The sequence below is a fragment of the Butyrivibrio sp. NATIVEDY162 genome (genome assembly GCF_045999815.1).
Lineage (GTDB): Bacteria > Bacillota > Clostridia > Lachnospirales > Lachnospiraceae > Butyrivibrio.
Genome location: NZ_CP172573.1, coordinates 3,048,550 through 3,073,741, shown reverse-complemented (window position 1 = coordinate 3,073,741; position 25,192 = coordinate 3,048,550). Strand labels below are relative to the sequence as shown.

The 25,192-nt window shown below is 43.7% G+C and carries 20 protein-coding genes; 5 read left to right on the top strand and 15 right to left on the bottom strand.

What is annotated here, in order from left to right; translation table 11 throughout:
- Window positions 1–21 precede the first annotated feature (21 nt).
- From ACHCNF_RS13265 to ACHCNF_RS13240, 6 genes are all read right to left on the bottom strand, one after another.
- Window positions 22–267: a hypothetical protein gene (locus tag ACHCNF_RS13265; RefSeq protein WP_408070253.1), complete on the bottom strand. Its 246-nt coding sequence runs from the start codon at window positions 265–267 to the stop codon at window positions 22–24.
- On the bottom strand, window positions 264–5,003 hold the full coding sequence (gene essC / locus ACHCNF_RS13260; protein WP_408070252.1) for a type VII secretion protein EssC: 4,740 nt from the start codon (window positions 5,001–5,003) through the stop codon (window positions 264–266). The genes ACHCNF_RS13265 and essC overlap by 4 nt, the downstream gene beginning before the upstream one ends.
- Before the next feature lie 12 nt (window positions 5,004–5,015).
- Window positions 5,016–5,621 carry an FHA domain-containing protein gene (locus ACHCNF_RS13255; protein ID WP_408070251.1) on the bottom strand — a complete coding sequence of 202 codons (606 nt, stop codon included), beginning with the start codon at window positions 5,619–5,621 and terminating at the stop codon, window positions 5,016–5,018.
- Window positions 5,614–7,632, bottom strand: coding sequence for a VWA domain-containing protein (locus tag ACHCNF_RS13250; protein WP_408070250.1), 2,019 nt, complete (start codon window positions 7,630–7,632; stop codon window positions 5,614–5,616). The genes ACHCNF_RS13255 and ACHCNF_RS13250 overlap by 8 nt, the downstream gene beginning before the upstream one ends.
- Window positions 7,629–8,102, bottom strand: coding sequence for a hypothetical protein (locus ACHCNF_RS13245; RefSeq protein WP_408070249.1), 474 nt, complete (start codon window positions 8,100–8,102; stop codon window positions 7,629–7,631). Before ACHCNF_RS13245 ends, ACHCNF_RS13250 begins: the two co-directional genes overlap by 4 nt.
- A 163-nt stretch (window positions 8,103–8,265) precedes the next feature.
- Window positions 8,266–10,272: an Ig-like domain-containing protein gene (locus tag ACHCNF_RS13240; RefSeq protein ID WP_408070248.1), complete on the bottom strand. Its 2,007-nt coding sequence runs from the start codon at window positions 10,270–10,272 to the stop codon at window positions 8,266–8,268.
- 275 nt (window positions 10,273–10,547) lie between these two features.
- Between ACHCNF_RS13240 and ACHCNF_RS13235 the strand changes: the two genes are divergently transcribed.
- Window positions 10,548–11,141 carry a response regulator gene (locus tag ACHCNF_RS13235; RefSeq protein ID WP_408070247.1) on the top strand — a complete coding sequence of 198 codons (594 nt, stop codon included), beginning with the start codon at window positions 10,548–10,550 and terminating at the stop codon, window positions 11,139–11,141.
- 114 nt (window positions 11,142–11,255) lie between these two features.
- Here the strand turns inward: ACHCNF_RS13235 and ACHCNF_RS13230 are convergent, their stop codons facing one another.
- From ACHCNF_RS13230 to ACHCNF_RS13210, 5 genes are read right to left on the bottom strand one after another with little or no spacing between them, the layout of a single operon-like run.
- Window positions 11,256–12,797 carry an alpha-L-rhamnosidase-related protein gene (locus ACHCNF_RS13230; protein ID WP_408070246.1) on the bottom strand — a complete coding sequence of 514 codons (1,542 nt, stop codon included), beginning with the start codon at window positions 12,795–12,797 and terminating at the stop codon, window positions 11,256–11,258.
- The gene (locus tag ACHCNF_RS13225; RefSeq protein WP_408070245.1) at window positions 12,790–13,773 is read right to left on the bottom strand and encodes an ABC transporter permease; all 984 of its coding nucleotides are present in this window, start codon (window positions 13,771–13,773) and stop codon (window positions 12,790–12,792) included. Before ACHCNF_RS13225 ends, ACHCNF_RS13230 begins: the two co-directional genes overlap by 8 nt.
- 16 nt (window positions 13,774–13,789) lie before the next feature.
- Complete coding sequence (locus tag ACHCNF_RS13220; RefSeq protein ID WP_408070244.1) at window positions 13,790–14,992, bottom strand: sugar ABC transporter substrate-binding protein; 1,203 nt, start codon at window positions 14,990–14,992, stop codon at window positions 13,790–13,792.
- Window positions 14,993–15,019: 27 nt separating this feature from the next.
- Window positions 15,020–15,997, bottom strand: coding sequence for an ABC transporter permease subunit (locus ACHCNF_RS13215; protein WP_026493127.1), 978 nt, complete (start codon window positions 15,995–15,997; stop codon window positions 15,020–15,022).
- Between the two features lie 12 nt (window positions 15,998–16,009).
- The gene (locus ACHCNF_RS13210) at window positions 16,010–17,509 is read right to left on the bottom strand and encodes a sugar ABC transporter ATP-binding protein (protein ID WP_408070243.1); all 1,500 of its coding nucleotides are present in this window, start codon (window positions 17,507–17,509) and stop codon (window positions 16,010–16,012) included.
- A 228-nt stretch (window positions 17,510–17,737) separates the two neighbouring features.
- On the opposite strand from ACHCNF_RS13210, the gene ACHCNF_RS13205 reads away from it, so the two are divergent.
- Complete coding sequence (locus ACHCNF_RS13205; protein ID WP_408070242.1) at window positions 17,738–18,793, top strand: AraC family transcriptional regulator; 1,056 nt, start codon at window positions 17,738–17,740, stop codon at window positions 18,791–18,793.
- A 6-nt stretch (window positions 18,794–18,799) separates the two neighbouring features.
- On the opposite strand, the gene rhaD is transcribed toward ACHCNF_RS13205, so the two are convergent.
- From rhaD to rhaB, 3 genes are read right to left on the bottom strand one after another with little or no spacing between them, the layout of a single operon-like run.
- The gene (rhaD, locus tag ACHCNF_RS13200) at window positions 18,800–19,615 is read right to left on the bottom strand and encodes a rhamnulose-1-phosphate aldolase (RefSeq protein ID WP_408070241.1); all 816 of its coding nucleotides are present in this window, start codon (window positions 19,613–19,615) and stop codon (window positions 18,800–18,802) included.
- Between the two features lie 34 nt (window positions 19,616–19,649).
- Window positions 19,650–20,912, bottom strand: coding sequence for an L-rhamnose isomerase (locus ACHCNF_RS13195; RefSeq protein WP_408070240.1), 1,263 nt, complete (start codon window positions 20,910–20,912; stop codon window positions 19,650–19,652).
- A gap of 19 nt (window positions 20,913–20,931) precedes the next feature.
- Window positions 20,932–22,377 (bottom strand): rhamnulokinase, encoded by a 1,446-nt coding sequence (rhaB, locus tag ACHCNF_RS13190; RefSeq protein WP_408070239.1) that lies wholly within the window; start codon window positions 22,375–22,377, stop codon window positions 20,932–20,934.
- A gap of 119 nt (window positions 22,378–22,496) precedes the next feature.
- On the opposite strand from rhaB, the gene ACHCNF_RS13185 reads away from it, so the two are divergent.
- The 3 genes from ACHCNF_RS13185 to ACHCNF_RS13175 all read left to right on the top strand — a co-directional run bounded on the left by ACHCNF_RS13185 (window position 22,497) and on the right by ACHCNF_RS13175 (window position 24,186).
- A complete protein-coding gene (locus ACHCNF_RS13185) occupies window positions 22,497–23,459 on the top strand; it encodes an AraC family transcriptional regulator (RefSeq protein ID WP_408070238.1) in 963 nt (320 codons plus the stop codon).
- A 166-nt stretch (window positions 23,460–23,625) separates the two neighbouring features.
- The gene (locus ACHCNF_RS13180; protein WP_408070237.1) at window positions 23,626–23,856 is read left to right on the top strand and encodes a hypothetical protein; all 231 of its coding nucleotides are present in this window, start codon (window positions 23,626–23,628) and stop codon (window positions 23,854–23,856) included.
- 99 nt (window positions 23,857–23,955) lie between these two features.
- Window positions 23,956–24,186: a hypothetical protein gene (locus ACHCNF_RS13175; RefSeq protein ID WP_408070236.1), complete on the top strand. Its 231-nt coding sequence runs from the start codon at window positions 23,956–23,958 to the stop codon at window positions 24,184–24,186.
- Between the two features lie 228 nt (window positions 24,187–24,414).
- Here the strand turns inward: ACHCNF_RS13175 and ACHCNF_RS13170 are convergent, their stop codons facing one another.
- Window positions 24,415–25,188 carry a response regulator gene (locus ACHCNF_RS13170; RefSeq protein ID WP_408070235.1) on the bottom strand — a complete coding sequence of 258 codons (774 nt, stop codon included), beginning with the start codon at window positions 25,186–25,188 and terminating at the stop codon, window positions 24,415–24,417.
- Between the last annotated feature and the right edge of the window lie 4 nt (window positions 25,189–25,192).

Below are 25,192 nucleotides of genomic sequence, written 5' to 3'. Positions count from 1 at the left end.
CTAATCGTGTATAAAACAAATTCACATCAGCATCACTTTACTTCCTGTTATAAGTCCGCATTCTCTAAGAACAGCGTTCTCAGGGAAAATCCTGTTCTGACCCGGAGAATATAAAACAAATTCATTATTGGTGTTCTCATTTTCTCCGATCTTTTGCTTCACAAGATCACACACTTCACTTATCAGAGATTTAACCGTACCTGTATCCAGAGTTCTCACATCCACCGACAGTGAAAGAACAGGAATAAAAACCTCCAAAAAAATCATGTCCTTTTCCTCTTTGCTTTCTTGGCCTTTGGTATAACCACTCTATATTCTGAATCACCTCCGCTTTCCGACGAGAGATGTCCTGTCCCGGCAGGATACTTGATCATCTGCTCAGAGGATTTCATATAGTCAAAGCTAAGCCACGAATTAAATGTAACCTCGCCTCCAAGATGAATACCTGTATGAAATGAAGTAAATGCATTAAATGCCTCGTAACCTGCAACCTCTGTTCTATTGTTTATATCAATGCATCCAATGAAGGATATCTTGTGATCTTCTCCCTTTTTAAACAGAGTCTCCATAAATCCCTTCATACCATGTTCATCAGAGTACACACATTTAACAAACCAGGACATTGATGCGATGAATATGAATACACTGCTAAATTCTGAGAGTTCTTCGTAGTATTCTTCTCCCTCATAGCCTTCATCCAGCAGCCTTTTCTTAACAGCATTTCTTTCCTTGAACATCGGTGTTAAATCATTAAAGCACCACTCATACAGTTCATCGCCATTATGTATCATCCTGACATCCGGATTTGCCTCAAAATCGCTAAATGTAATACCATCATCTATGATTACAACTGTAGCCCCCTTCTTCATAAGAGCTTCCAGTATCATAACTCTCATGAGAGTCTTCTTACCGGTATGGCCGGAGCCGCTGATAAGGAAGCAATAAGTCTTAAATACATCCAGATATGTTATAAGGGCATTATCCGTTCTGTAGCCTATAGGAAGCAGGTTCTCTGTCGAAGCAGCGCTGATAACACTTGGATGCTCCTTGAATATCTCCCAGGTAGGCTTCTCAGGAATCTCCGGAATAGGCATTGCCCGATTGCCGCTCCAGGACTCATTTATCCTCCTGCACCTCCTGGTAACTTCCTCCATTCTCATGTAATCATCAGCAGCTTCGACTGTAAGAGCCGTCTGAATTTCAAGGATTCTGCCGTCAACATAGCAAAGACCTCTGCCCTTAAGTCCTGCTTCAGGCATAACCTCCACTTTTATGGTCCTGAGAATGTCACCATATGCAAATTTGTCTGCCAGAAGAAGTCCTATTGCGGTTCCGATATTTTCACCGATTCTCGTAGGAATCTCGGAAGAGTTATAACCTGCGGCTGATACGAAAAGGTATATACCATTTCCGACGCCTTCCTTCACAATTTTCATAATATCGGGAATATATGCTTCATCTGTTTTTTCCTTGAATGACGCGAAGTTATCAATAAACAGGATTATCGCCGGATACTCAGCTCCATGTGCCCTGAAATATTGACTGAAATTACCTCCTCTAAATACTCTCTTTCTCTCCTCAAGCATGTCATCAAGCATGGTGAAAAGTCGCACCATTTTTTCTTCATCATTCTCATACAGAACTCCACCGCAGTGAGGTAGTGACTCGAAGGGAGACAACATATGACTCGAATAATCGATTCCGTAAAACCAGAACAACTCCGGTGAATAAGTCGTTGCCATGGAGTAGATCACTGTTGCCAGGAATGTGGATTTACCACTTGTAACCGTACCGATAACCGCATGGTGCCCGCCATCAGCAAGCGATAATATAAGTGGATCCTGCGCCTGATTTCTGGGATCATCACTCTGGCCAACAACACATTTGAGATCCCATTTTGTCCTGAGCTCTTCTTTATCAACTTTATATGTACCTGCCTCAAAATCGAAGCAGTAGTCTCTATATTCCTGAAGATCAGACAGGAACAGGGGATTTCTGAGAATAGGCATCCAAAGTGCATGTGTAGCACTATAGCCCTTCTCTGTAGCAACATCCCTGAGGTAATTTACAACCGCATCAAGCTGGGTGATATCGTTACCTTTTTTCCCGGTATCTGACTTATTTATATACTTAAGCTCTATCTGCCCTGTTCTGCTTACAATGCCTGTGGAATCATTGCCGCCACCGGCAGCGGGATTGTATTTTGCACCGCTGTATCCGGACTGGAACATAATATAAAGCTCATCATTCCCGACCTGCAGATATCCACGACCTGCCTGAGTTATATAGGCAGCGTCCGGGCGGCCAAGCATTTCATTTGAGTCCTCTTTGGTCTGCACGCGAAGACACAATCTGAACTTGGAATTACTCCAAATATTGTCATCGACAGTTCCTGAGGGCTTTTGCGTAGCTAGAATAAGATGCACTCCAAGGCTTCGTCCGACCTGCGCCACACTTATGAGCTCCCTCATAAAATCAGGCTCTTCGCGTTTTAATTCTGCAAACTCATCTATGACTATCAGAAGATGTGGTATAGGTTCGTCAATCTCGCCATTTTTGTACATCTTCGTGTATTTGTTTATATTGTTTACACCAACCTCACCAAAAAGCCTCTGACGACGTCTGTTCTCAGCCTTGATAGAAACCAGTGCTCTGTTTATCTGTGTTCCCGACAGATTGGATATCTGCCCTGACAGATGCGGCAGGTTTTCAAAGAGGTTAGCCATTCCGCCGCCTTTATAGTCAATGATAAAAAGGCTGACATCATCCGGACTGTAGTTAACAGCCAGAGACAGCAGGTATGTCTGCAGAGTCTCTGATTTACCTGAACCTGTAGTTCCGGCAACAAGTCCGTGTGGTCCGTGATATTTTTCATGAAGATCCAATATGCACTGTGTTGAAGATCCGCTAAACCCCAAAAATCCACTGATATTTTCGTATATGCGGCTCTTTAGCCAGCGATCGGAGCTTCCGAGCTGTTCTACTGTGTTTACTCCATACATCTCAAGAAATGTAAGTCTGTCCGGCAGTTCTCCTCCGGAAGTACTCTCCTTTACATGTATTCCTGAGATACGTCTTGCAAACTGATCTGCCCTAACAGTAGTCACCTTATCAAATATAATCGGTACATCTTTGGCTCCATACTCCTTTATTCCCGAGAAAGCAGGGTCATTCTGAATGACATATGTGCACTCATTTGGCAGATCCTGATATAGCTCTGACAGGAATATGGTTGTAAGCCCAATCTTTCCATTGTTCTGGAATATGTAGTTTCCTATCATCTCTCCCTCGATAAGAGAAGGATTTGAGATAAAAAATACAAAATGCGGTAACTTGTTTAGCTTTTTCTCTAATTCGTGATTCTCTAATGACTCCGAGCGCTCGCGCAAAACCTTGGATATCTCATAGCACACATCATTTATCTCAGCATGTGTTGCCGCCACATATCTGATTTTCCTGTCCTCTGCCCATACATGAGGAAGCCATCTTACAAATCCCCACTCGTCAGCATCCATCGAGGAATTCTCGTCATAGAGAAATACCATTTTGACATCCGTATAGCAATGTGTAGCCGCAAGCTGAACCACCATGGCTCTCACCAGTTCATATGCACCATAACTGTCCTCACCACCCACTATACCGATTAGGGGATGCTTCTTTAAATTTATAAGCATGGGCACATCGTAGAGTGTCTCATAGTTTTTCTTTATATACTCCGGTTTGTCCCTTAGCACATCCTGTTCCACATGAAATTTCTTAGGCGGAATCTCTATGGTTGCCTGAAAAGGAACATCTCCTATGCCCAGTCTGACTTCAAGGAAATCGTCCTGCTCCGCATTCCTGTCCCATAAGTGCTGACTGTTTCTGCCATATTCTGACAGTGCCTCCGCAGACGGGTACATGACATTCATTGCTGTCATGTTGTTCTCATACATCCGGGCTATCTCTTCCTTCTTCTTATAAAGATACTGCCCATATGCTTCAAAGCGCTTCTTCTCTTCAAGCTTGAGCTTCTTGCGCTGATTCCTGATATTGGACAATCCCCATGCCACACCTGCTATTGCAGACATGGATGCCATCACTATTCCGGAATACATCATGATAGATGTTCTTCCGCCGCTCTGCATTGTTCCTATCAGAATGAACAAGCTGCCTGCGATCATGGGCATGATCATCAGGAATGAATGACCTATGGTCTCAAGAACAGATGGCGGCTCGTTCTTTGAAAGTGCCGGCGGTTCCTCGAAGGTAACCTGTGTTGTATCTATGTATTCCATCTGTCTGGGTGCTCTGTAAAAAAGCTCATCCCTTACTGCTACACTGCCGGTTCCTTCAAAGCTTCCTTCAACAGCAGTGTAATTATCGAATTTCTCCGGACTTATTTTTGCCAAAGTATTTCCGGCATTTACCGAAAAAACAAATCCGTTATTAAGCCCCAGCACAACAAGCTTTAAATTATAAATATTTACGATATCCGCACACTTAAGCCTGTGCTCGCTCTTAATAATGCTGCCGTTTACATACACTCCATGCTCAGCCTTGGGAATGAGAAAAATATCGTTTCTTCTTTTCTCAATAACAGCATGAACATCTTCAATCAGATTGCCAAAGCCATAACATATATCATTTTCATCAGATTTCCCTATGGATACTGATGCTATATTGTCTTTTAGCCTCAGATTACTGAAGGGAATAAATACATTGTCCCTTACAGCTACTGACAAATCCAACTCCTCATTCTCCCTTGTCAGGAGTCTTAATGAAAGTCCATCCGTTAATACTATATGTTCTGTCTGATCGCTGTTCTCATAAACCAGTCTGTACTGTACATCAGGCGCTATCGAGATATCCTTGTCAAGCGCTTCGAAAAATATGTTCAGATCATTTTCCAACCAAAACTCACTGCTTTTGACCACAATGGAAAAATCCGCATTGCTTTGTGGCGGTATAAGAACATATTCTTTGTATGCTTTTTTGCTATACACAGAAACAACAGTACTCATTTATGGGAGCCCTTACCCTATCTCATCAAAAACCAGTTTGCTGTGTCCAAAACTAATAGTATCTTTCACTGCTAATCTGTATGCTTTATTATCAAGTTTTTTGTAATCATTATTTCTTTCCAAAACAGCCATACTCTCAGGTACAACCTTTCTAACCATAAGCTCACCGTTTTCTACGTATATCTCAAGATGCTTGTCCTCAACGGAGTTATCCGTAACCAGGATGGAACAGCTCTCATCCTTGCCTACACTTATGGAATTTTGGACTACAAATATAAATTTGCTATCTGTTCCTGATCCCTTTATATTTATCTCAACCCTGATGCCCTCTGAGATTTGATCCTGTGGCTGATCCCATTTGGTTTCATAAGGAACTACTTTTGTATCCGGTTTGCCTCCATGTTCTACCCACAATGGATTGGTAAGGTCCTGTGTAAGCTTGGCTGTCTGCAGATTTTTCAGCTCATGTTCCTGTTTCTTCGCCCTACGCATATTTATAATGACCCGGCGAACAATCAATATGACCAGCAATATCTCAAGAATAGACATTGCAAACGATAATGGTTTATTCAAAATATAGTTATATAACCATGTCACGAAGTAGTCATATTTACTCATATCTGACCTCTAGAATGGTTGAACCAAGCTTTATTCTGGCTCCATTCCTAAGAACAACCTCATCACTTACTGTCTGTCCGTCTACACTTGTTCCACCCTGAGTATCAAGATTCTCTAGTATCGCTCTTGGATTCTCATCACCTTCAACTCTTATGCATGCCTGTCTTGCTGAGAGTGCCTTGTCAAGCGGGAAAGTTATATCACTTCTGCCCCTTGATCTTCCTATTACCTTCTCTTCACCCTTTTTGATGGTATATCGGACATCAGGTCTGTTAGCTTCAAACAAATATATTGCACTTTCTATATCGGATTTGAGGTCTTCCTCCATGGACTGCTCCAGCTGCTCCTCTTCCTCAATCCTTTTGACACTTTTGGCCTGCTTGCTCTTGTATCTGACATAAACAAGATTAATTCCCAAAAGGATAACTGAAATCCATATTGCGTTGTTAAAGATGTAGTAATATAAGAGATCTCCTAAATCCACGTCACTAAAGCCATACAGCTTTCCGTCGTCACCATACACTAATTCGTTTTCACCAAATGGATCATCCGAGTCTTCCTGGGATTCCTCTGCTTCCTCTGTCCCGGTTACCTCTTCCTGATTTTCGTCCTCTCCGCTCTTTTCTCCTGCGGCTTTTAGTGAATCAACTTCATTTTTGAGGTCATCCTTCTCCTTCTTTGCTGCATCAGCCTGTCTCTGCTTTTCAGCAGCTACCTCCTTCAGCACATCCGCTGAAGCAATAGGTACCTGAGTAGAATGGGCAAACATATAATCACCTTCATCATACATAAGGTGTAGCCCTATTGATTTTGTCGATCCATCACGAAGGTCATCAGGGACTGAAAATCTGAAAAATCTGATGGATTTATCATCCTCTCTGATAATATCTGCTATCTCGTTTACATCCTGGTAATCATCAAGTGCAAAATATGGACTTGATGTCCTTCTGGATAACGCAAACAGCTTATCAAGGTCTCCCACCGCAGGCTGATAATGGCAGCCTATTGTATAGATGGGGCATTTGTAGGCATCGCTTTTTACCAGGTCCGTCAGTTCCTCGTAAGTAACTCCCAGTCGGCTCTCCTCAGTTCCGTCTGAGAAGATGATGATTCTGTTAAAATCATCTTCGCCATCATCTATCATAGCCTTTATCTCATCATAGAGTATATTTCTAAGATATGTCGGCTGGTCGAAGTATGTCATTCCATCTACAGCCATGCGGACATCATCATAGTTATCAGTAAAATCCAAAAGCACATCCACGTCTTCACCAAAGGCAACAAGTGAAAATCTCTCATCCGGCTGGTGATTCCATACAAGGCGGGTAAGGATGGTCTTTATCTTGTCCTTGTACTTGGACATGGAATTGGAGTTATCTACCAAAAGAAGGGTCTTTGGTGCAGGTCCTTCGCCGTCTCCAAGTCTTCCTTTCTCAGCTATTTCCACGGATCTTGAGCCTATAAAGGCTTCTGAATCCACTATTTTCTTTTGAATTCCCTTCAGGTACCAGGTAACGCAGGGATTTTCAGAGGAAGTCTTTGTCTCAGCCACCTTGACTACGGCTTCTTTTTCCTCTTCTTCCTCTTTTCCAAGAGCCTCTACCAGCTCGGAAATTTCAGAAATAGCATCTGTCTGGGCCTGAATTGCTGTCGTCTGTGATTCAAGGAGATCTTGGGCTGCCTTCTCTGCTTCCTGTGCTCTTTGTATCTCAGCATCCTTAAGAGCCACATCCGCTTCATATTCCTGATAATACGGAAGCCATGTTTCAAGCGCTTTCTCAGACGCCTCCTGTGCAAGCTGGTTAGCCTGCCAGTCATCCATCTCTTCCTCTTTTGCAGCGTTGTATGCCTCGTTTGCTGCTTCCTGAGCCTTTTTATATGCCTTCTCTTCTGCAGGAGTAAGTGCCAGCGCTCTCACAGGACTCACTGTCAGAAAAGATATTCCCAGCATTATACTCACCACAAAAGTTCCTGCCTTTTTGTACCCCATCCAAAACTTTTTTCTCATCATACTTCCACCCTCATATTCTTATTTAATCCCCAATATAACATTGTCAGCCCCGGTGCTATGGCAAATGGCAATATCCAGATCAGGCTTTTCCCTGAACTTTCAATAAGCCACTTAAACATCAATACGGTCGCAAGTGAATATACTATATTTATGATAAACAAGCTGCTCGCAACAACAGTAACAAGTATCATTCCTGAAGGCGAATATTCAAAAGGATCGTTGTCAGACATTTGCATAAGTAAAACCTTGAATATTCCAATAAATGAAGTGAACACGCCAAATTTATCATGTCCGATAAGTTCCCCCATTTTTATCCAATTGACGAAGGGTACAAATGCCATATAGCTTTTTTGCCCCGCCTTTTTAAAAATACAGAACATTCCAATCGCTATAAAAATCTGGGTAACTGCCACAAGCTGTATCTGGGCTATACTAAAATAGTCATTCGATATAAAAGAATATGAAAACATCTGTACCCCCCCTGAACATACTTTTTCATATTTGAGTAAAAAGATTATAACAACTTATAACATTTATTATATCATCTATATACGTCTTAAGGCTTTCGTTTGCGACAAATAATCTCAATATTATAATATATTAATCATTTATTTATCATTTATTAATAAACGCTTAATCAACAGTTACCATCACTGTTCCTGCCAGGCCGTTCTTTGCAAAAACATACACCTTGCATGTTCCTTTGGTGATACCTGTTACATTGCCGTTCTTATCCACCTTTGCCACAGCCTCGTTAGCAGATATATAGCGAAGTTTAGGAACTTTTTTATTTGGGATCGCTTTCCTGTTACCTTTCTCCATCTTTACGGATGCACCTATCTTCGCATTCTGACCGGCGCCAAGTGTCAGGCTGTTTGTCGTAAGCCTTATGCTTTTGGGATTCTTGTACTTTGCATTGTACTTTCCTGCCACAAAAGCAGTCACGGACTGCCCTGCCTTTTTACCGGTGCTGTCATATGCATCAACACGTATCTTGAAGTTCTTTGTCAGGTCTATTTTCTTTCCCTTTATTTTCTTTATATTAACTGAGTTTCCGGCTGTGGTTTTAACAGCTTTCTTCGGATATTTTTTGCCAAGGTATGTGATGAAAACTTCGTATTTGGACATACCCTCAGTCTTATCCCAGCTGACCTTTATTTTTCCGCTCTTCTGTTTTATCTTAAGACCAGAATAAAAACCTGCCTGATTCTGCCCCTGTGAAGGGTCAGTGGGGGTAGCCGGATCAACCTTGGGATCATCCCCGGTTTTATCCTTTGGATCAGGGTCGTCCTTTGGATCATCATCAGGATCATCGTCGGGATCATCATACAGCTCTTCCGGATCATCATAGGGATCGTACGGATCGTCCTCAGGAAGATATTGCGGTCCCTGACTGCCTCCGTTTTTGCCGATCTGCACATTGATACATGTAGGACTCACATCAATGAGACCTGTATCAGCTATAACCAAATACCACACATAATATCTTCCTGCACCGGTAGCCTGAGGAATAGCCTCCGTCCATCCTGTAGCAGGGGAAGCTCCGGTGTTAGGCCCAATTGCATAGTACATTGTCCTTCCTGTAACCGGCACCTTTGGAGCATTAAGCAGAAGCTGCGGCTGACCATTTTCGACAAGGCCTGTCCTTGCTGTCGGCTTTTGGTCTTCTGACAAAACAACGGGAATATAGGGTGTGTAGTCCACAACCATAGACAATTCATCCTGCTGTTTTTTTACCATATATAATGCATTATCAGAAATGAAATTTTTTTCATAATTTGCAGCTACTCCACCAGTCGTGAAGGCTCCCTCGGAATAATAGTAAAGTGACACGCCTATAGGAACCGTATTTGTCATGGTTCCTACCTTCATGTTTGTTTTATACAGATATATATTTTTTGCTTCTGCTCTTAAATTCGTATTGCTGCTAATGTTAGGATTTCCACTTATTGTAAGGCTTCCGGCATTGAATATTCCGCTTCTTCCCTTATTTTGAGAGATTGTGCCTCCTGTAATTTCCAGTGTGCTCTCAGGGCTGTTATATATTCCCTCATAGCATCCGGATACAGAGCCCCCGGTAATTTTAAGTCTGCTCTCGTTATTGGCTATACCTGTGGTATTTGCAGTTAATCCCTTTAATGCTCCACCATTTATGATTACTTCACCATTGTTATAGTTATCAATACAATATCTGGATCCGCCATAGATTGTTCCGCCATTCATGATGAATGTACCGCCATTATTGGACACGCCGGTACTCCCTCCCAGAATCTTGCCGGTATCTCTGCTATCCTGCAGCGTAAAGGCGCCGTTTCTCTTAATCTCTATGACAGCCTGAGTGCCACTCTCATAATTAAGGTTTAATGTATATCCATTTAAATCGAGATTGATCTTCTTTTTATCAACATCCACTCTGCCTGTTCCTGTCACATCATTTTTAAGTTTGATGGTAAGTTCATCATTCACAATGCAGTTATCAATTGCACTCTTTAGCTCTGAATAATTAGAAACAGACACAGTATCACCACTTGCTGCTCTCACAGAATATGAAGCACCCGGCAAATGAACTGCCATGGGCACCACAGCCAGGGAAACCATCAGGCACAATATTGTTTGCTTCACTCCGTTTTTCATATTCATGTTGACCTCCACACAATGGCGTAAGCTATGCCATACCTGTAATGGCAAAAAACAATTATACTCTTTTACTATATCGAAAAAATGTAGGCCAAACTATATAAGTGAACATAACGTGCGCATTTTTATAATAGAATTTACAGTTTGTTTATATTCATTTTATCTACTCTTATTATATAGCGCACATAATGTGCGCTATATGACATTCTCTATTTCGTTAATTTTTTTTATAATAATTGAGAATAATAATCTTATGAACAACCAGAGGTGCTGACTTAATGAGTAGTGTTTCTATTGGTACTAAACTTAAAAATCTGCGATTAAAAAAAGGACTTACCCAGAAAGAGCTGGCAAAGCTTTTGTTTGTTACAGCAAGATGCATTGGAAACTGGGAAGCAGACAGAAGAAAGCCTGATATCAATTCCCTCTCACTCCTTTCTAATATCTTCGATGTTGATGCAGATTACTTCCTGGACAGTTCTATACCGGATGTTTCAAGTTCAGAGGTTATCGTTGTCGATGACGACAGGCTTATGCTAAATAATTATGTCAAACTGATCTCAGGTGTCCTTACAAATGTAGAAGTTACCGGATTTGAAGATGCTTCTTCAGCGTACAAATACGGAGAGGAGCATCTTGTTTCCATCGCATTTATTAATATCGAACTATTCGGAGAAGATGGCCCTTCCCTTGCCAGAAGTCTTATAAATCTTAATCCCAAAATAAATATCATCTTTTTGACCGGCAACCCTGAACATGCAGTCAAGGCATTGGACATCTTTTGTAGCGGCTACCTTATGAAGCCCCTGACCAGGATGAAGGTCAAGGATCAGATAAAGCACCTTCGGTTCCAGATAGCAAATATTTTGTAACTAAATATCCAGTATTTCGGAAAAAACACTTATTTTAAACTCTGCTTCTACCCACTTTATCGCCTCATCATCAAGGTAGAACGGGTTTGCTTTGTAATCAATCTTTATGCTCATTTACAGTTCATCCTTTGTATCATTAAAATAGGTTCTCAAAAAATATGCCGGTCCGCAGCTCCATGCATGGCAGTAGCTGTTCACAATGGTGCCCCCGTAGGGCGACTCGTTGGGATTTTCCGGATTATACAGTTCCCAGAAGGTATCGGCGGAATTTGCCACCATCCCTCCCCAGTACTTTGACATTTTCCTGTGAGCCACATCTTTTTTTCCAATTTTAATAAGTGCATCTATGTAGTTATGGTACATGTAGGGAGTCACCATGGTAATCGCTTCAGGGCAGGCCTCCATTCTGTCAAAGAGGCGTTCTGCTGCCTTACCTTCCATTGCTCCTCCAAGCACCATCCATATCTGCGAGGCAAAAGAGATCTGACTTTCTGCTCCGCTTACATAGAGCTTCTTCTCAACATCAAAAAGGAATCTGTTGGAAGCTTCTTTGAGCTTGAGGTAAAGCTGCGCATATTCCTCTTCCGCAAGAACATCTCCTGCGCACTGGGCAAGCTCGATAGCCGCCTCAAGAGCATACATGAAAATTCCCTGCGCGGAGGCCTGCTTATTGAGGGCAAGATTCCAGTCCACAAAGCACCAGCCAAGAACATCCGAGTCCCTTACCACAAAGCGCTCATCCAGGCATTGCCTTGCCAGCTCAATCTGTCTTTTGCATACATCAAAAAGATCCAGCACAGCTTTTTTATCCCCGGTCTTTTTGTAGTAATCCAGAAGAATCACGATAAAGAACAGGGAATAGTCAAACATGTTCGTGTCATCGACCTCAGGTTTCGGATCAAGGAATATACATGCTCCCACCCGTCCGTCCTCCTGGGTTAAAGCTCCAAACAGATAAAGATTTGACTTTACCATGTCATTCATGTTGTAGGTGACATAGTTCACCAGAGCCTGAATTCGAAGGTCTCCGATCCATAGTCTTCTGTCCCTTTTGGGCCCATCCTCAAAGACTGTCTGCATACAGTCATGGAGTGTTTTTACAGCCACCCTGTCAATTTCCATATCCAGCTCATCACTGCTGAAGAAGGGCAAAAGAGCTTCATCCGGGGCAGAGGATACTGCTGTGATTGCTGCATCATTTACCCTTAAGGAGAATCTGGAGCTGATATCGACCACCTCTATCCTGACATATCTGAAGGAGTATCTCCTGTCAAGTTCCATAACTGAGGGCACTATGTCCACATGGATCAGCTCCTCCTCGATCCAGGCCGGTGATACCCAGCCCTTATACTCTGAGGCATCCTCAAAAAGCTCGATCTCTCTTTCCGCAAAACGGATCCTCAGAAGTACCGGAGAGTCGGGATGAGCCCCTTCATAGCCAAGGTCCAGGGTCAGGTATCCCACATAGTGGTCCTCAAAATCCAGGATGATGGAGTCGTCTTTTTTCAGTGCGATAGACCTATATGCCGGACGGGGATCTCTTTTTATGACATCCCCATCCTTCATTAAGTCGATGCACTTACATTCGTTTATCTTATTTTTCTTTATTTCAGGGAAAAGAGCTGTCGCTTCCCGTAATAATTTCTCGTTATACATGTGCAAATATTCTCTTGATCAAATGATTATTGTTTAAATAGATTAAGAAGATCACCAGCAGTACTGCGTTTATGATCGACTGAGTCGTGGCATTTATCTGGTTTGAGAAAACCGCAAAGGTGGAATTCAGAAGGGACATACACAGGGCAGAAAGCAAAAAGCCCACCTTCTCATTTCCAAATCTTCCGATATAGCCTGCAATGAACATTGGAAGGAAGGCCGTGAACATTATGGCTATACTTCCGAAATTCAGCTGACCTCCGTTTATAGTGGTATTTCTTGCGGCATTCAGCATACCCACAAGTCCCATGAGTCCGCCGCAGATCGTGTAGCAGATAAGCGCGTTTTTAACCTCATTGACGCCGGTGGCTACAGCTACCTTCTGTCCTGACTTAAGGGCGTTGTAATTATAGCCGAAGGAGGTCCGCTCAAAGACAATGATCATAAAGATAAGAACCGACGCAATGATAACGGCTGCGTAGACCCAGGTCCCCATAAATCCTGACATGGATCTGTTCTGAACCTCACTCATAAGGTATTTTCCGCCTGTTATGGTATACATTATTCCCTCGTATACCAGGGTCACACCAAGAGAGACGATGATGGGCGGAAGCCTCAAAGCGCAGTACACGGCTCCCGATATAAGTCCCAGCAGTGCTCCCACAAGAACCGTTATCACCATCATAAGAAGTGCAGAACCGGAGCCACCTTTGAGAAAACTGTAGGTAATCTTCGCACCTATCACAGACGAGAGTCCTGCCATTGCTCCCAGGGAAAAATCAAATCTTCCGCTGTTTAAGTTTATGGAGAGCGCCATGGTGGTGATCATAACGATGGCGGTATACACCACAAAGTTATCAAAGCTCTTTGCTCCCGATATGATAGTCTGCACGTTTGCAAGGCATATTCCTTCCAATACCACTGCCACAGCAGCAGGGATTGCCAATGTCTTTAAAATTTTCTTAAGGGTGCTCATGAACTGCCTCCATTCATCACTTACTCTCGATAAGTGCCTTTACATCATCATAGGTAACGTCCTGACCGATAATGCCATCAAGACTTGCCTTGTCAAAAATAGGTGTATCTCCGTTGTCGTTTACATAGTACTTGTCAAAGGATTCTGCGTCTGTTGCCACAAGATAGCCCTGTGTAAAGGAGACAGCATTTCCCTCTGGATCTCTAATAACATTTCCGTCAATCGCATCCATTACAAGTGCGAATACAGGTCCGATGGAAGATGAATATTTGCCAGCAAGATACTCAAGAGAGCCATTCTTCATTGATTCGCTGTTCATGGCTGTAAAGGAGTCAATATCTGAAAAAGGAATGTTCTCCTGACTAAGTGTCTGGGCAAAGAAGGTTGTTGCCATTCCCACTGAGATAAATGCCTCAGGTGCTTTCTGGATCGCTGCATTGAGCTCGTCGGTGGTTGTGTCGCCATATCCCTGAAGGTAAGCTACCACCTCAACATCTCCAGAAACCTTTGTAAGGTCAACACCCTGATCCTGGAATATCTGTCCGATCATACCGTTCATATCATCTGTTCCGCCGTAGGTATCACCAAGTCCGGCGATCACACCTGCTGCGCGGTATACGTGCATAGGATTGGGGATAAACGCTCCGTAGATGGCAACGCTCTTTACGCCCTTATCCTTAAAATACTTGCCCATCTCCTTGCCGGCTTCAAACTCTGTCTCGTTTGAAGGTCCAACCTGGCCTACAAAATGCTCATAGGTCTTGTAGGTCTCATACTGACTCTCATCAAGTACGCCGGATGCAACTGCATAGTAGATGCCATACTCTTCGCAGGTCTCAATCTGCTGAACTCTGTCACTGCTTGAAAGTGAGATAACAGCGTCATATCCCTTTGATGCAAACTTCTCGATGGCTGCCTTCTCATCCTCAGCGCTAGCAAGAGCATCTGTATAATCAAAGGTTACATTGTAGTTGTTCTGAATATATTTCTCGTAGTAGTTTCTGAATCCAAGTGCTTCCTCGCCGCTGACGTCTGCAACAAGTACACCGATCTTACGGGTTTCACCCTGATCTGCGGAAGCTTCACTTGCAACCGCATTATCAGCGCTGTTATCTGTTGTGTCTGAAACCGCAGCAGGTGCGCTGCTGCCGCATCCTGTCATTACGGTCATGGCTGCTGCCATGGCAAGTCCGAGTACCTTTGTTACTTTCCTGTTCATATTTTTTCCTCCGTTTTCATCAGTTCTTTATCTTGGCAATAGTGCGGTTTTGTAATTCATTCCTGTGATATAGACCACTATCAGGAAGAAAACTGCGCTGATCACCTGTGTTATTCCGTATGCTGCACTGGAATCTATCACTATCTCCAAAATGTCGTTAAGCAGCATATATGAGAAGCCTCCAACCAGTGCGGCGTATATCCTGGATCTTGCGCCTCCCGATATGGGCATTCCACCAAATACTATGGCTATAAAGATATTCATTCCTATACTTGAAGCCGTTGTCGTAGTGACCGAAGGGGTATATACAAGAGTAAGGAATGCTCCGAGCCCTATACCTATACCTGCCATCACAAAAGCCAGTATCGTGTATTTGTCGGCTTTGATACCTGTAAGATAAGCGCAGAGGGGATTCCCTCCCACAAACTTCATCCTTCTTCCTGCCTTTGTGAACTCGAATACAAAGACTGAGACTGCAAAGAACAGCAAAAGAACCGCTATCTTGAAGGGCATATTGTCAAAGGGCTTTACTACACTGCTGGGAATGTTTATCCCGCCCAGCGCTCCTCCGTTCACCGTAATTATCTGAGCTGATACAGCTGACAGTACTGACATCATCGCGACCGTGGTTACAAAGGCGGGTATGTGGAAGATTGAGGCCAGTACAGAATTAAGCAGCGAACACACAATTCCCGTAAGGAGTATCACCGCCATCATCAGCGCTATATTCTCTGTTTTGTTGTAGACCATTACTCCGAGAGTTGCCGAAAACAGCGTGGAAGCGCCAAGACTGATATCAAAGGTTCCAAGGGTATAGATGAAAGTTGCTCCCGTCGCTACGATCGCCAGAACCAGCGCCTCATTGAACACGATCTTCAGATACATATCAAGTCTGTAACCCTTTGCATTCACCACGGTGCAGAAGACCAAAAAGAGCACCGCCAGCGCCGCCAGGGGCAAAAGAGCTATGATATTCTGCCTGTTTATATTTTTCTTTATATTCATTTCTTTTGCCTCCTAGATCATGCATCCTATGATGTCGCTCTCGGACAGATCTTTACTTCGCTTAAATTCTCCTGTTATTTCACCGTTCTTCATAATAAGGACCCTGTCGCTCATCCCAATGAGTTCAGGAAGTTCTTCGCTTATCATGAGAATGGCTTTTCCTTCGCTCTTAAGCTTTGACATAAGCTGATACATTGCCTGTTTGACACCGATGTCCACACCTCTTGTGGGACAATCCAGTATCAGGATTTCACTGCCGCAACCTATCCATTTTCCAAAGACTACCTTTTGCTTGTTGCCGCCGGAGAGCTGTGCTACTACCTGATCTCTCCCCGAGCATTTGATCCTCAGGGCATCTATCTGCTCGTCTACATATTTCCTTTCCGCGGACCTGGTTATTAGTCCCGCCCCGGATTTGAATATGTTCATTCCCGCAACTGCGATATTGTCCTTGATGCTGGCCTCAAGACAAAGGGATTTTCTGTCTCTGTCCTTGGATACATAGCCTATCTTGTCAGTCATTGCGTTGTGGGGAGAATTTATCTGCCTTCCTCTTGGGGATATGACAGCTCCGCTCTCGGGTTTAAGCGCTCCGAATATAGCCTCTCCAAGCTCATGCATCCCGCAGTCCGCAAGTCCTCCAATTCCCAGGATCTCTCCCCGGTGAAGTGTCAGAGACACATCCTTAAGCTTGTCATTAAAACACAGATTCTTTACCACAATGGCTTCTTCATCAAGGAAGCTGCAGTTAAAGTCCGGTCTGTAGTAATCACCCTCTATCTCTCTTCCTATCATGCTGGTCCTTATAAGATCTTCATCAAATTCCTCTTTAGCGAAGGTCCTTATAAGATTACCGTCTCTAAGGACTGTCAGAGTGTCGCAGACCTCCATTATTTCCTCCAGATCATGGGAGATAAAAATTACTGATCCGCCCTCTTCCTTCATCTTTTTCATGATGCCGTACATGATCTGTCTTCCGTCATGAGATAGTGCTGTGCTGGTTTCATCTATCACCAGGATCCTGGGTTTTTTTAGTATGACCTTTGCGATTTCCACCAGCTTCCTCTCCTGGAAGGAAAGGCTGTCCATCATATCCCTTCCGGAAATGGAGGTTATCCCTATATTGGAAAGGGCTCTGTCCGCTTCCTCAAAGAGTCTTTTTCTATCCACAAGAAGGCCCTTCTTAAACTTCTTCATCTCTGCCAAAAAAATATTTTCCGCAACGGTGATCCCCGTTATAGTTCCGCTCTCCTGGACCACCATTCCTATACCTTTGTTCAGAGCATCGATCATACTCTCGGGCTCCCAGGCCTTTCCTTCATACAACATCTGTCCCGAGGTTGCCTTCTGCATTCCCGCCGCGATGGATGATATGGTAGATTTGCCCGAACCGTTCTCACCTATGAGACCTCTTATCTCTCCAGGGTAAACCTCAAGGTTTACTCCGTTTAGAGCAGTCACACTTCCGAATTTTTTTGTTATGTTTTTCATTTCCAGAATCGGAGTATTCATAACCAATGAATCCTTTCTGTCTGAGACATTGCTTGTTTATGGATTCATTATATTGAGCAAATGGCTTTTACATAATTCACATAATCGCTCAATTTTATTGACTTATTATGATGTAAATATACTTTTTCGGATACTAATATGAACTTTTTTGACATTCACCTTCATTAGGGGTATTATTTAGCTGTTTTAATCAGACGTTCATTTCAGATATATAAGGGACTTAAGGATATGGATCATACAGCGGTAAAGCAGCACATATACGACATTACCGAAGTTGAGAAATTTTACAGAGACTACTATTTTGCCAGGATGGACAAAGACAGCCTGAAGGCTTTTCTTAATGGTCTTGATATGAAGTTTGTTCTGGACAGACACCTTCTGGTCCTGGAAAAACCCGAGACAATACCAGAGGTATTCGAAGATTCCTTCTTTTTCGATCTGTCAAATAATGACAGTATAGTGGTACAAAAACACGAGAGGTATTCACCGGCCATTGAGCACAGTCATACCTTTTTTGAGCTGAGCTACGTCTATGACGGCAAGTGCTCCCAGACCATCTCCGGAAGAACCATAGAGATGCGTACGGGAGATTTTTGCGTTATTCCTCCCGGGATCAAACATTCCATCAGCGTGTTTGACGACACCATAGTCATAAACATAATGCTTAGAAGGGATACTTTACATTCCATGTTCTATTCCTTCCTGAACACCCCGAATATACTCAGCTCTTTTTTCCTGAACAATATATATGCCAAGAAGGCCAATGACTACATCCTGTTCCACACAGGCTCCGATGATGGTATAGCTACTTCCTTTATCTGGATGCTGACAGAATCCCTCAACAGACAGGAATACCACTACCAGGCCATCACAAATACCCTGCTTCTTGATTTTTATCTGATAATAAGAAACTACTCGGAATCTGTTCAGATGCCGCTGTTTGACAGCCGTATAGATGTACAGCGATATGCTCTTATCCAGTATATTCAGGAGAATTACAAGGAGGTAACTCTCTCGGACCTCTCCGAGAAATTCCATTATTCCAACGAGTACACTTCAAGGCTGATAAAAGAGCTGACGGGCATGACCTACACCGAGATCCTCAGGACCGTGCGAATAGAGCGAAGTCAGGATCTTCTTGCCAACTCTACCATGAGTGTCGCCACCATAGCTGAAGCTGTTGGATATGACACCACGGAGCACTATATCCGCCAGTTTAAAAAGCACACAAAAATGACTCCTTCCGCTTATCGAAAGGAGTCTGCATCCAGTAGGAACAGGTAAAAGGCCTTACAGGAACTTCTCCGGCAGTGTAACGCCAAAGTCTTTTGCCAGCTGTCTTAAATTGTCGGTGGTGATGGTCTGTCTCTTGGTCCCTGTCATTGAGAGGGTCTTAACCAGTATCTCTGCAGATTTTTCCACGGTATGCATAAGACCGAAGGTGAGATCGAAATCCTCACCTGCAGCGAACATTCCGTGATGAGCCCAGATTGCAACATCGTAGTCTTCCATCAGTCTGCTGGTGGCAACAGCAATCTCTTTTCCCCCGGGAACCATCCAGGGCACAACACCTATTCCGTCAGGAAATACAACGGGACACTCTGTGGCCATTTCCCATAGCTGCCTTGTGAACACCTTATCTTCCAGGGGAAGCACAAAGGTAAGGGCGATGGTGTTAGTGGTGTGGGCATGATAGATGACCCTGTATCTGCCGTTTGTAACTCTCTTTTTGACCTCGTGGTTCATGAGATGTGAAGGAAGCTCAGAGGTTGGCTTTCCGCCGTTTATAAGTCCCCAGACTATCCTGTATTTTTCTCCCTTTTCATCTATCTCGACTATGCAGAGGCTGTCCTCAGGCTTTATTATCACGTTTCTGAAGAACTTTCCGGAGCCGGTCACAAGAAAGAACTCTCCCGCAAGATCAGGAACTACGGTTCCTATATCCTGCCACTGTCCCTCCTTGAAATCTTCTCTTACTGCATCAACTTCCTCCTGCTTCATCCTGTAGGAGAGGTTTCCACCGTTTCTCTCATGCCAGCCCTGCTGCCATCCATCATCCGCCATGCGAATGAATCCCTTTGTAAATTCCGCATCTAAAACTCTCATTTTCTTGTGATCTCCTATCCGTTATCTACTTACTTCAGCTTCTCTTTGAAAGGACTTCATCTTCGTAGCGTTTAGCCTCTTCAAACCATTTGCCATCGCCGGGAACACCACAGCTTTGGCAATACTCATTCCACACCTCTCCGAATGGCATGGTCTTGAGCTCTTCCATACGAACCATCAGCTCTGTGAAGTTTCCACTATCCTGCAGGTTCTTAAGCTCCTCATTAGGTGAGAGAAGGGCATATAAAAGAGCCTTCTGTGTGTTCCTGTAACCTGTCACCCAGGCGCTGATCCTGTTTATCGATGCATCAAAGTAGTCAAGAGCCATGAATACCGAGCCCTCAAGTCCACCGCAGCGCACAATCTCCTTCGCTATCTCTTTTGTCTCATCATCAAAGAGCACAACATGGTCGGAATCCCAGCGCACAGGTCTTGTGATGTGAAGAGCGATATTGGGGAAGAAGGATAAAAGAGCCGGTATCTTGTCGCTTACAACCTCTGTTGGATGGTAGTGTCCGTTATCCATAAGCGGAATGCACTTATTCTTGTGAGTCGCAGCAAAGCTCAAGGCAAACTCAGCGCTTCCTACCGTGTAGGACTCAACTCCGATGCCGAATACCTTGGACTCTACACATGGCTTAACCAGGTTAAAATCAAAGGGTTCTGACAGTATCTGCTCGATGGAATCCCTGTAGCGGTCTCTTGGTCCCTTTCTGTCAGCAGGGATGTCCTTGAAACCGTCACCTGTCCAGATGTTCATGACACAGGTTTCCCCAAGCTCCTTAGCAAGATATGAGGAGATACGAATGCAGGCCTTACCATGCTCTATCCAGAACTTTCTTGTCTCTTCATCCGGTGAAGACAAAGTAAGTGGATCGCATTTGGGATGGGAAAAGAAAGTGGGGTTAAAGTCACAGCCAAGGTTTCTCTGCTTGCAAAAATCCACCCACTTTTTGAAGTGCTTAGGCTCAAGCTTGTCCCTGTCTACCCATCCTCCGTTCTCCTCATCAAAAATGGCGTAGCTGGCGTGAAGGTTAAGCTTGGCCTTTCCGGGGATAAGCTTTAATACTTCATCAATGTCAGCCATCAGTTCCTCAGGGGTTCCGGCTCTTCCGGGGTAATTGCCCGTTGTCTGAATTCCGCCTGTAAGGGGCTTTTCGGGGTCAGTATCAAACCCTCTGACATCATCCCCCTGCCAGCAGTGCAGCGCAATCTGCGCCTTTTTAAGTTTCTCTATCGCCGCATCGGTATCAACACCAATTGCAGCATAGCTCTTTTTTGCGTTTTCGTAGCTCATCCGTAATCCTCCATTTTCTTTATCGATAGGTCTTTATGTCAAAACTGTTATAGATACAATCTCTTGCCCCGGAAAGATCTTCAAATATTCCGGCGCTTATCATCTGTATCACAAGATTCCCTATTGCAGTTCCCTCGATTGGGCCTGCGTAAACAGGCAGCCCCAATGCCTTGGCAGTCAGGCTGTTTAAATACTCGTCCTGACACCCTCCGCCGATTATATTGATGCCGGTGATTCTTTTACCGGTTATGTCCTCAAGCTTTCTTACAGTATCTCTGTAGCACAGAGCCAGTCCTTTGTATACGCACTGCATGGTCTGTCCTACACTTTGGGGTACCGGAAGCTCTTTTTTCTTACTGTAATCCTTTATGGCATCTATCATGCTGACAGGCGCAAGAAAAGAGTCATCATTGACATCTATTACTCCGGCAAAACCCTCGCATTTCTTTGCCTCTTCAATAAGATCCGGGAAGCTGTAATTTCTGCCGGTGGCATAGCTGCTCTTTTTGCCCTTCACATATTCGCTGCCGTTGAGTTCCCGCCTTACCGACTGGATTATCCACAGCCCCATTATGTTCTTTAAGAATCTGTATCTGTAGAAAGCCCCGCCTTCATTGGTCAGGTTCTCTATTCTTGCTTCCTCTGATATTATGGGCGATGCATTCTCTATCCCAAGAAGACTCCAGGTCCCGCTGGAGAGATATACGGAAGTCTCATCCCTTGCAGGCACCGAGAGGAATGCAGAGCCTGTGTCGTGGCTCGCGGGAAGGATGACCGTACTGCTAAAGCCCACTTCTCCGGCTATATCTTCACTAAGCTTTCCGACCACAGTTCCCGGAACAGAAAGCTCTCCGAAAAGTCTTTGCGGAAGTCCCAGTTTATCTATCAGTTCTTTATCCCAGCTATTGGTTTTGGCGTTCACAAGACCGGTGCTGGTGGCGTTTGTGTACTCCTGCTTCTTTACTTTCGTAAGAAGGAAATTCAGATAATCCGGGATCATAAGAAGGCTCTTTGCTTCCTCCAGGTCTTTGGAGCTTTCTTTTTTCAGTGCCATAAGCTGGAAAATAGTGTTAAAGGGCTGCCTCTGAATCCCGGTTTTCTCATACAGCTCTTTTTCCGGGATGATCTTATAAACTTCCCTGTCAATGTTCGTGGTGCGCCCATCTCTGTAAGAAACGGGGTTTCCTATCATCCTGTCGTCCTTGTCAAGAAGCACAAAGTCCACAGCCCAGGTGTCGATGCCGATGGTAACCGGAACCATGTTCTTCTCTTTGCAGGCTTTAAGCCCCTCTATAACACCGCGCCAAAGATTATCCATATCCCAGCAAAGATGTCCGTCTGCCATAACCTGTCTGTTCTCGAACCTGTGCACCTCCTGAAGATGCATTTTCCCATGGTCCATCCAGCCTATGATATGCCTTCCGCTGGAAGCTCCGATATCAATAGCAAGAAAATATTCGCTCATATTTAACCCTCAATACAATTGTCATTTATGATGCTATAATATTATGCACAAAGCTCTTTTTACAGAACCTTATCTATTGCAAAATGGAACCTTATTTGACATAAAATCGGAGTGATTCTATGAGAGAAGAAATACTTGAGAATCTGTACAGAATAACAGAGGAAGAGGAGCAGCTTCTAAACGGCAGAAGCTCCATTCAAAAAGAAATCTATACCTCGGAGGATGAGTTCGTTGTGGACAGCAGCAAGCTTCTTGAGCAGGGCAAGCTCATCGCCATCCGCCCCCACACCCGTTTTGCCTATTTCCCGGAGCACAGGCACAACTACATTGAGATGATGGTTATACTTAAGGGCAGCATCACCACCAAGATTGTCGACGGGGATACCCTCACCCTTACGCAGGGGGATATCCTCCTTATGAACCGCCATGCCAGGCATGAGATAATGCCAAGCGGCAGAGAGGATCTGGCACTTAACTTCATAATCCTTCCGGAGTTCTTCACAAGGGGAAGCGCATCCTACGACAAAGAGAACATTCTCCGTGACTTTATCATCTCTTCCCTTTCCGACAAAAAAAGGCAGCAGGATTATCTCATCTATCACACTCTTGGAATCATCACAGTAGAAAACCTTATGGAGAACCTCATATGGACTCTTATCAATCATTCCAACGACATGAACCTTATAATCCTCACCACCATGGACCTTCTTCTCATGAACCTGGCTGCCCTGTCAGCGGATACCCTGAAAGACATGCGCTCCAAGGGTCAGAATATAACCATCTGCGCCCTGGAGTACATTGATCACAATTACAGAAACGGTACCCTTGAGGAATTTGCCCGTCAAAGTGGCTATACTACTGCCTATTTAAGCCGTCTTCTAAAGAGCTATACGGGATACAATTTCAAGCAGCTCCTTCAGCAGAGGAAGCTTCAGCAGGCTGCCTATTATCTTGAGAACACCACTCTGACCACGGAGCGGATCATTGAGAAGATAGGCTATGAGAACAGCGCCTACTTCTATCGCGTCTTTGAGAAAAAATACGGCTGCTCCCCCAGGGCCTATCGTAAGTCAACATTTTAATGCCTTATTGCAAGTAGAGCATTTTGAATAACAATAAACCTTTACCATAGATCACATCCTCCATAATTTATAAAAAATTTTTTCTAAAATGTCGCCTTTGGGAAATCATTAACGTATATATAATCAGATAGATCAATCATTTCTTTTTTTAAGGAGGATTATCATTATGGATTCAAAGGAAAATAAGATTATATTAACAGATGAAGAGCTTGATAATGCAACAGGTGGAGGGTTTATTCGTAGGCCCTCAAAAAGCGACATTATACAAAATCCGGAAGCCTTCAACATTTCAACAAATAAGGATGCAAGTCTTCGTGCTGGCGTAGCTAAAAATGGAGGCCTGTCTGCAACTTCAACGGGCGGCTCTGGTTTATCCGCTAATATCCACAAATTATAAATTGATTCCACTTAAAAGTTTTTTAATGTCGCCTTTGGGAAATCATTAACGTATATATTCAGATAGATCAATCATTTCTTTTTTAGGAGGGTTATCATTATGGATTCAAAGGAAAATAAGAACATATTAACAGATGAAGAACTCGATAATGCAGCAGGTGGTTTTTTTGGAGACCCACCGTCAAAGCCAAAGGGTATGCAAGATTCGGAAGCCTTAAACATCGCAAAAAATAAGAATTTAAATCTTAGTGGAGGCGTAGCCAAAAATGGAGGCCTGTCTGCAACTTCAACAGGCGGCTCTGGTTTATCCGCTAATATCCACAAATTATAAATTGATTCCACTTAAATCATTTTAAAATGAGCTGTCGCACTAATTAGTGTGGCAGCTTTTTTGACGCCCAAGGCATGTCAAAAATCTAAGCCTTGGAATCCATGGTCCCAGACATAGAGCGAGTTCTGTAGGGCGGCATATGTTTATACAAACTTTCCTTTGCTTTAATAGCCTCGCCAGCAGAAGAAATGGCTCTTGCAGGGGTGTTTATGTGGGAAGTTCAGTTTTTTACTTGATAAAGAAGTCCCTAAGGGTCATTAGCAGGTCTGACTTGGAGGTTGATTTTAAGATGTATCCCTGGGGCTTTAGGCTCAATACTTTAGCAACGCTTTCTTTTTTTCCAACACCGGTAAGGAATATGACGGGGATATAAGCAGTTGAAGTTTCTTCTCTTAGCATCTGTAGTACCTGCGGTCCATCTACAACAGGCATCTCATAGTCAAGGAGAATCAGATCCACCTTGTTTTTGGACAAAAAGTTCAGGGCCTGTGCTCCTGATGCCACAAGATCTACCTTGTACACATCCATCAGCCACTCTCTCACCATCTTCGCATAGTTTGGATCATCATCCACTACCAGAATCCTCTTCATGGTGTTCTGCCTTGCGTGCTGCTTAAGCGCCCTGTTAACCTGTATACCAAATTCGTCTATGTCAAGTGGCCTGTCAAACCAGAGTACCAGACTTCCAAGCCACCTGAATCTTGACATCAAAATGCCCTTCATGTGGGTCTCACCAATGAGAATCAGTGACTTGTCCTGTTCCTCTGCAAACTCTGCAAGATACACAAGCGCTTTCATGAAATCCTCTGACATTTCATTAGGAAGATATACTACGAAAAAGTCAACGTCGCGTTTATGCTCATCTATGTCATCGATTCTTGACCTTGTGAGAACAGAGTCAATTCTCATGGATTCCAGCTTCATCTGAATGCTTCTGATGATAACGCTTTCCCTCTCGCTTATAAGCATTGCAATCCTATCTTTCTTATTTTCGTTATCCATACTC

Excerpts from the sequence above, each read along its gene's own strand:
- ACHCNF_RS13265 (WP_408070253.1), bottom strand. The coding sequence starts at position 267 with ATGATTTTTTTGGAGGTTTTTATTCCTGTTCTTTCACTGTCGGTGGAT.
- essC (WP_408070252.1), bottom strand. The coding sequence starts at position 5,003 with ATGAGTACTGTTGTTTCTGTGTATAGCAAAAAAGCATACAAAGAATAT.
- ACHCNF_RS13255 (WP_408070251.1), bottom strand. The coding sequence starts at position 5,621 with ATGAGTAAATATGACTACTTCGTGACATGGTTATATAACTATATTTTG.
- ACHCNF_RS13250 (WP_408070250.1), bottom strand. The coding sequence starts at position 7,632 with ATGATGAGAAAAAAGTTTTGGATGGGGTACAAAAAGGCAGGAACTTTT.
- ACHCNF_RS13245 (WP_408070249.1), bottom strand. The coding sequence starts at position 8,102 with ATGTTTTCATATTCTTTTATATCGAATGACTATTTTAGTATAGCCCAG.
- ACHCNF_RS13240 (WP_408070248.1), bottom strand. The coding sequence starts at position 10,272 with ATGAATATGAAAAACGGAGTGAAGCAAACAATATTGTGCCTGATGGTT.
- ACHCNF_RS13235 (WP_408070247.1), top strand. The coding sequence starts at position 10,548 with ATGAGTAGTGTTTCTATTGGTACTAAACTTAAAAATCTGCGATTAAAA.
- ACHCNF_RS13230 (WP_408070246.1), bottom strand. The coding sequence starts at position 12,797 with ATGTATAACGAGAAATTATTACGGGAAGCGACAGCTCTTTTCCCTGAA.
- ACHCNF_RS13225 (WP_408070245.1), bottom strand. The coding sequence starts at position 13,773 with ATGAGCACCCTTAAGAAAATTTTAAAGACATTGGCAATCCCTGCTGCT.
- ACHCNF_RS13220 (WP_408070244.1), bottom strand. The coding sequence starts at position 14,992 with ATGAACAGGAAAGTAACAAAGGTACTCGGACTTGCCATGGCAGCAGCC.
- ACHCNF_RS13215 (WP_026493127.1), bottom strand. The coding sequence starts at position 15,997 with ATGAATATAAAGAAAAATATAAACAGGCAGAATATCATAGCTCTTTTG.
- ACHCNF_RS13210 (WP_408070243.1), bottom strand. The coding sequence starts at position 17,509 with ATGAATACTCCGATTCTGGAAATGAAAAACATAACAAAAAAATTCGGA.
- ACHCNF_RS13205 (WP_408070242.1), top strand. The coding sequence starts at position 17,738 with ATGGATCATACAGCGGTAAAGCAGCACATATACGACATTACCGAAGTT.
- rhaD (WP_408070241.1), bottom strand. The coding sequence starts at position 19,615 with ATGAGAGTTTTAGATGCGGAATTTACAAAGGGATTCATTCGCATGGCG.
- ACHCNF_RS13195 (WP_408070240.1), bottom strand. The coding sequence starts at position 20,912 with ATGAGCTACGAAAACGCAAAAAAGAGCTATGCTGCAATTGGTGTTGAT.
- rhaB (WP_408070239.1), bottom strand. The coding sequence starts at position 22,377 with ATGAGCGAATATTTTCTTGCTATTGATATCGGAGCTTCCAGCGGAAGG.
- ACHCNF_RS13185 (WP_408070238.1), top strand. The coding sequence starts at position 22,497 with ATGAGAGAAGAAATACTTGAGAATCTGTACAGAATAACAGAGGAAGAG.
- ACHCNF_RS13180 (WP_408070237.1), top strand. The coding sequence starts at position 23,626 with ATGGATTCAAAGGAAAATAAGATTATATTAACAGATGAAGAGCTTGAT.
- ACHCNF_RS13175 (WP_408070236.1), top strand. The coding sequence starts at position 23,956 with ATGGATTCAAAGGAAAATAAGAACATATTAACAGATGAAGAACTCGAT.
- ACHCNF_RS13170 (WP_408070235.1), bottom strand. The coding sequence starts at position 25,188 with ATGGATAACGAAAATAAGAAAGATAGGATTGCAATGCTTATAAGCGAG.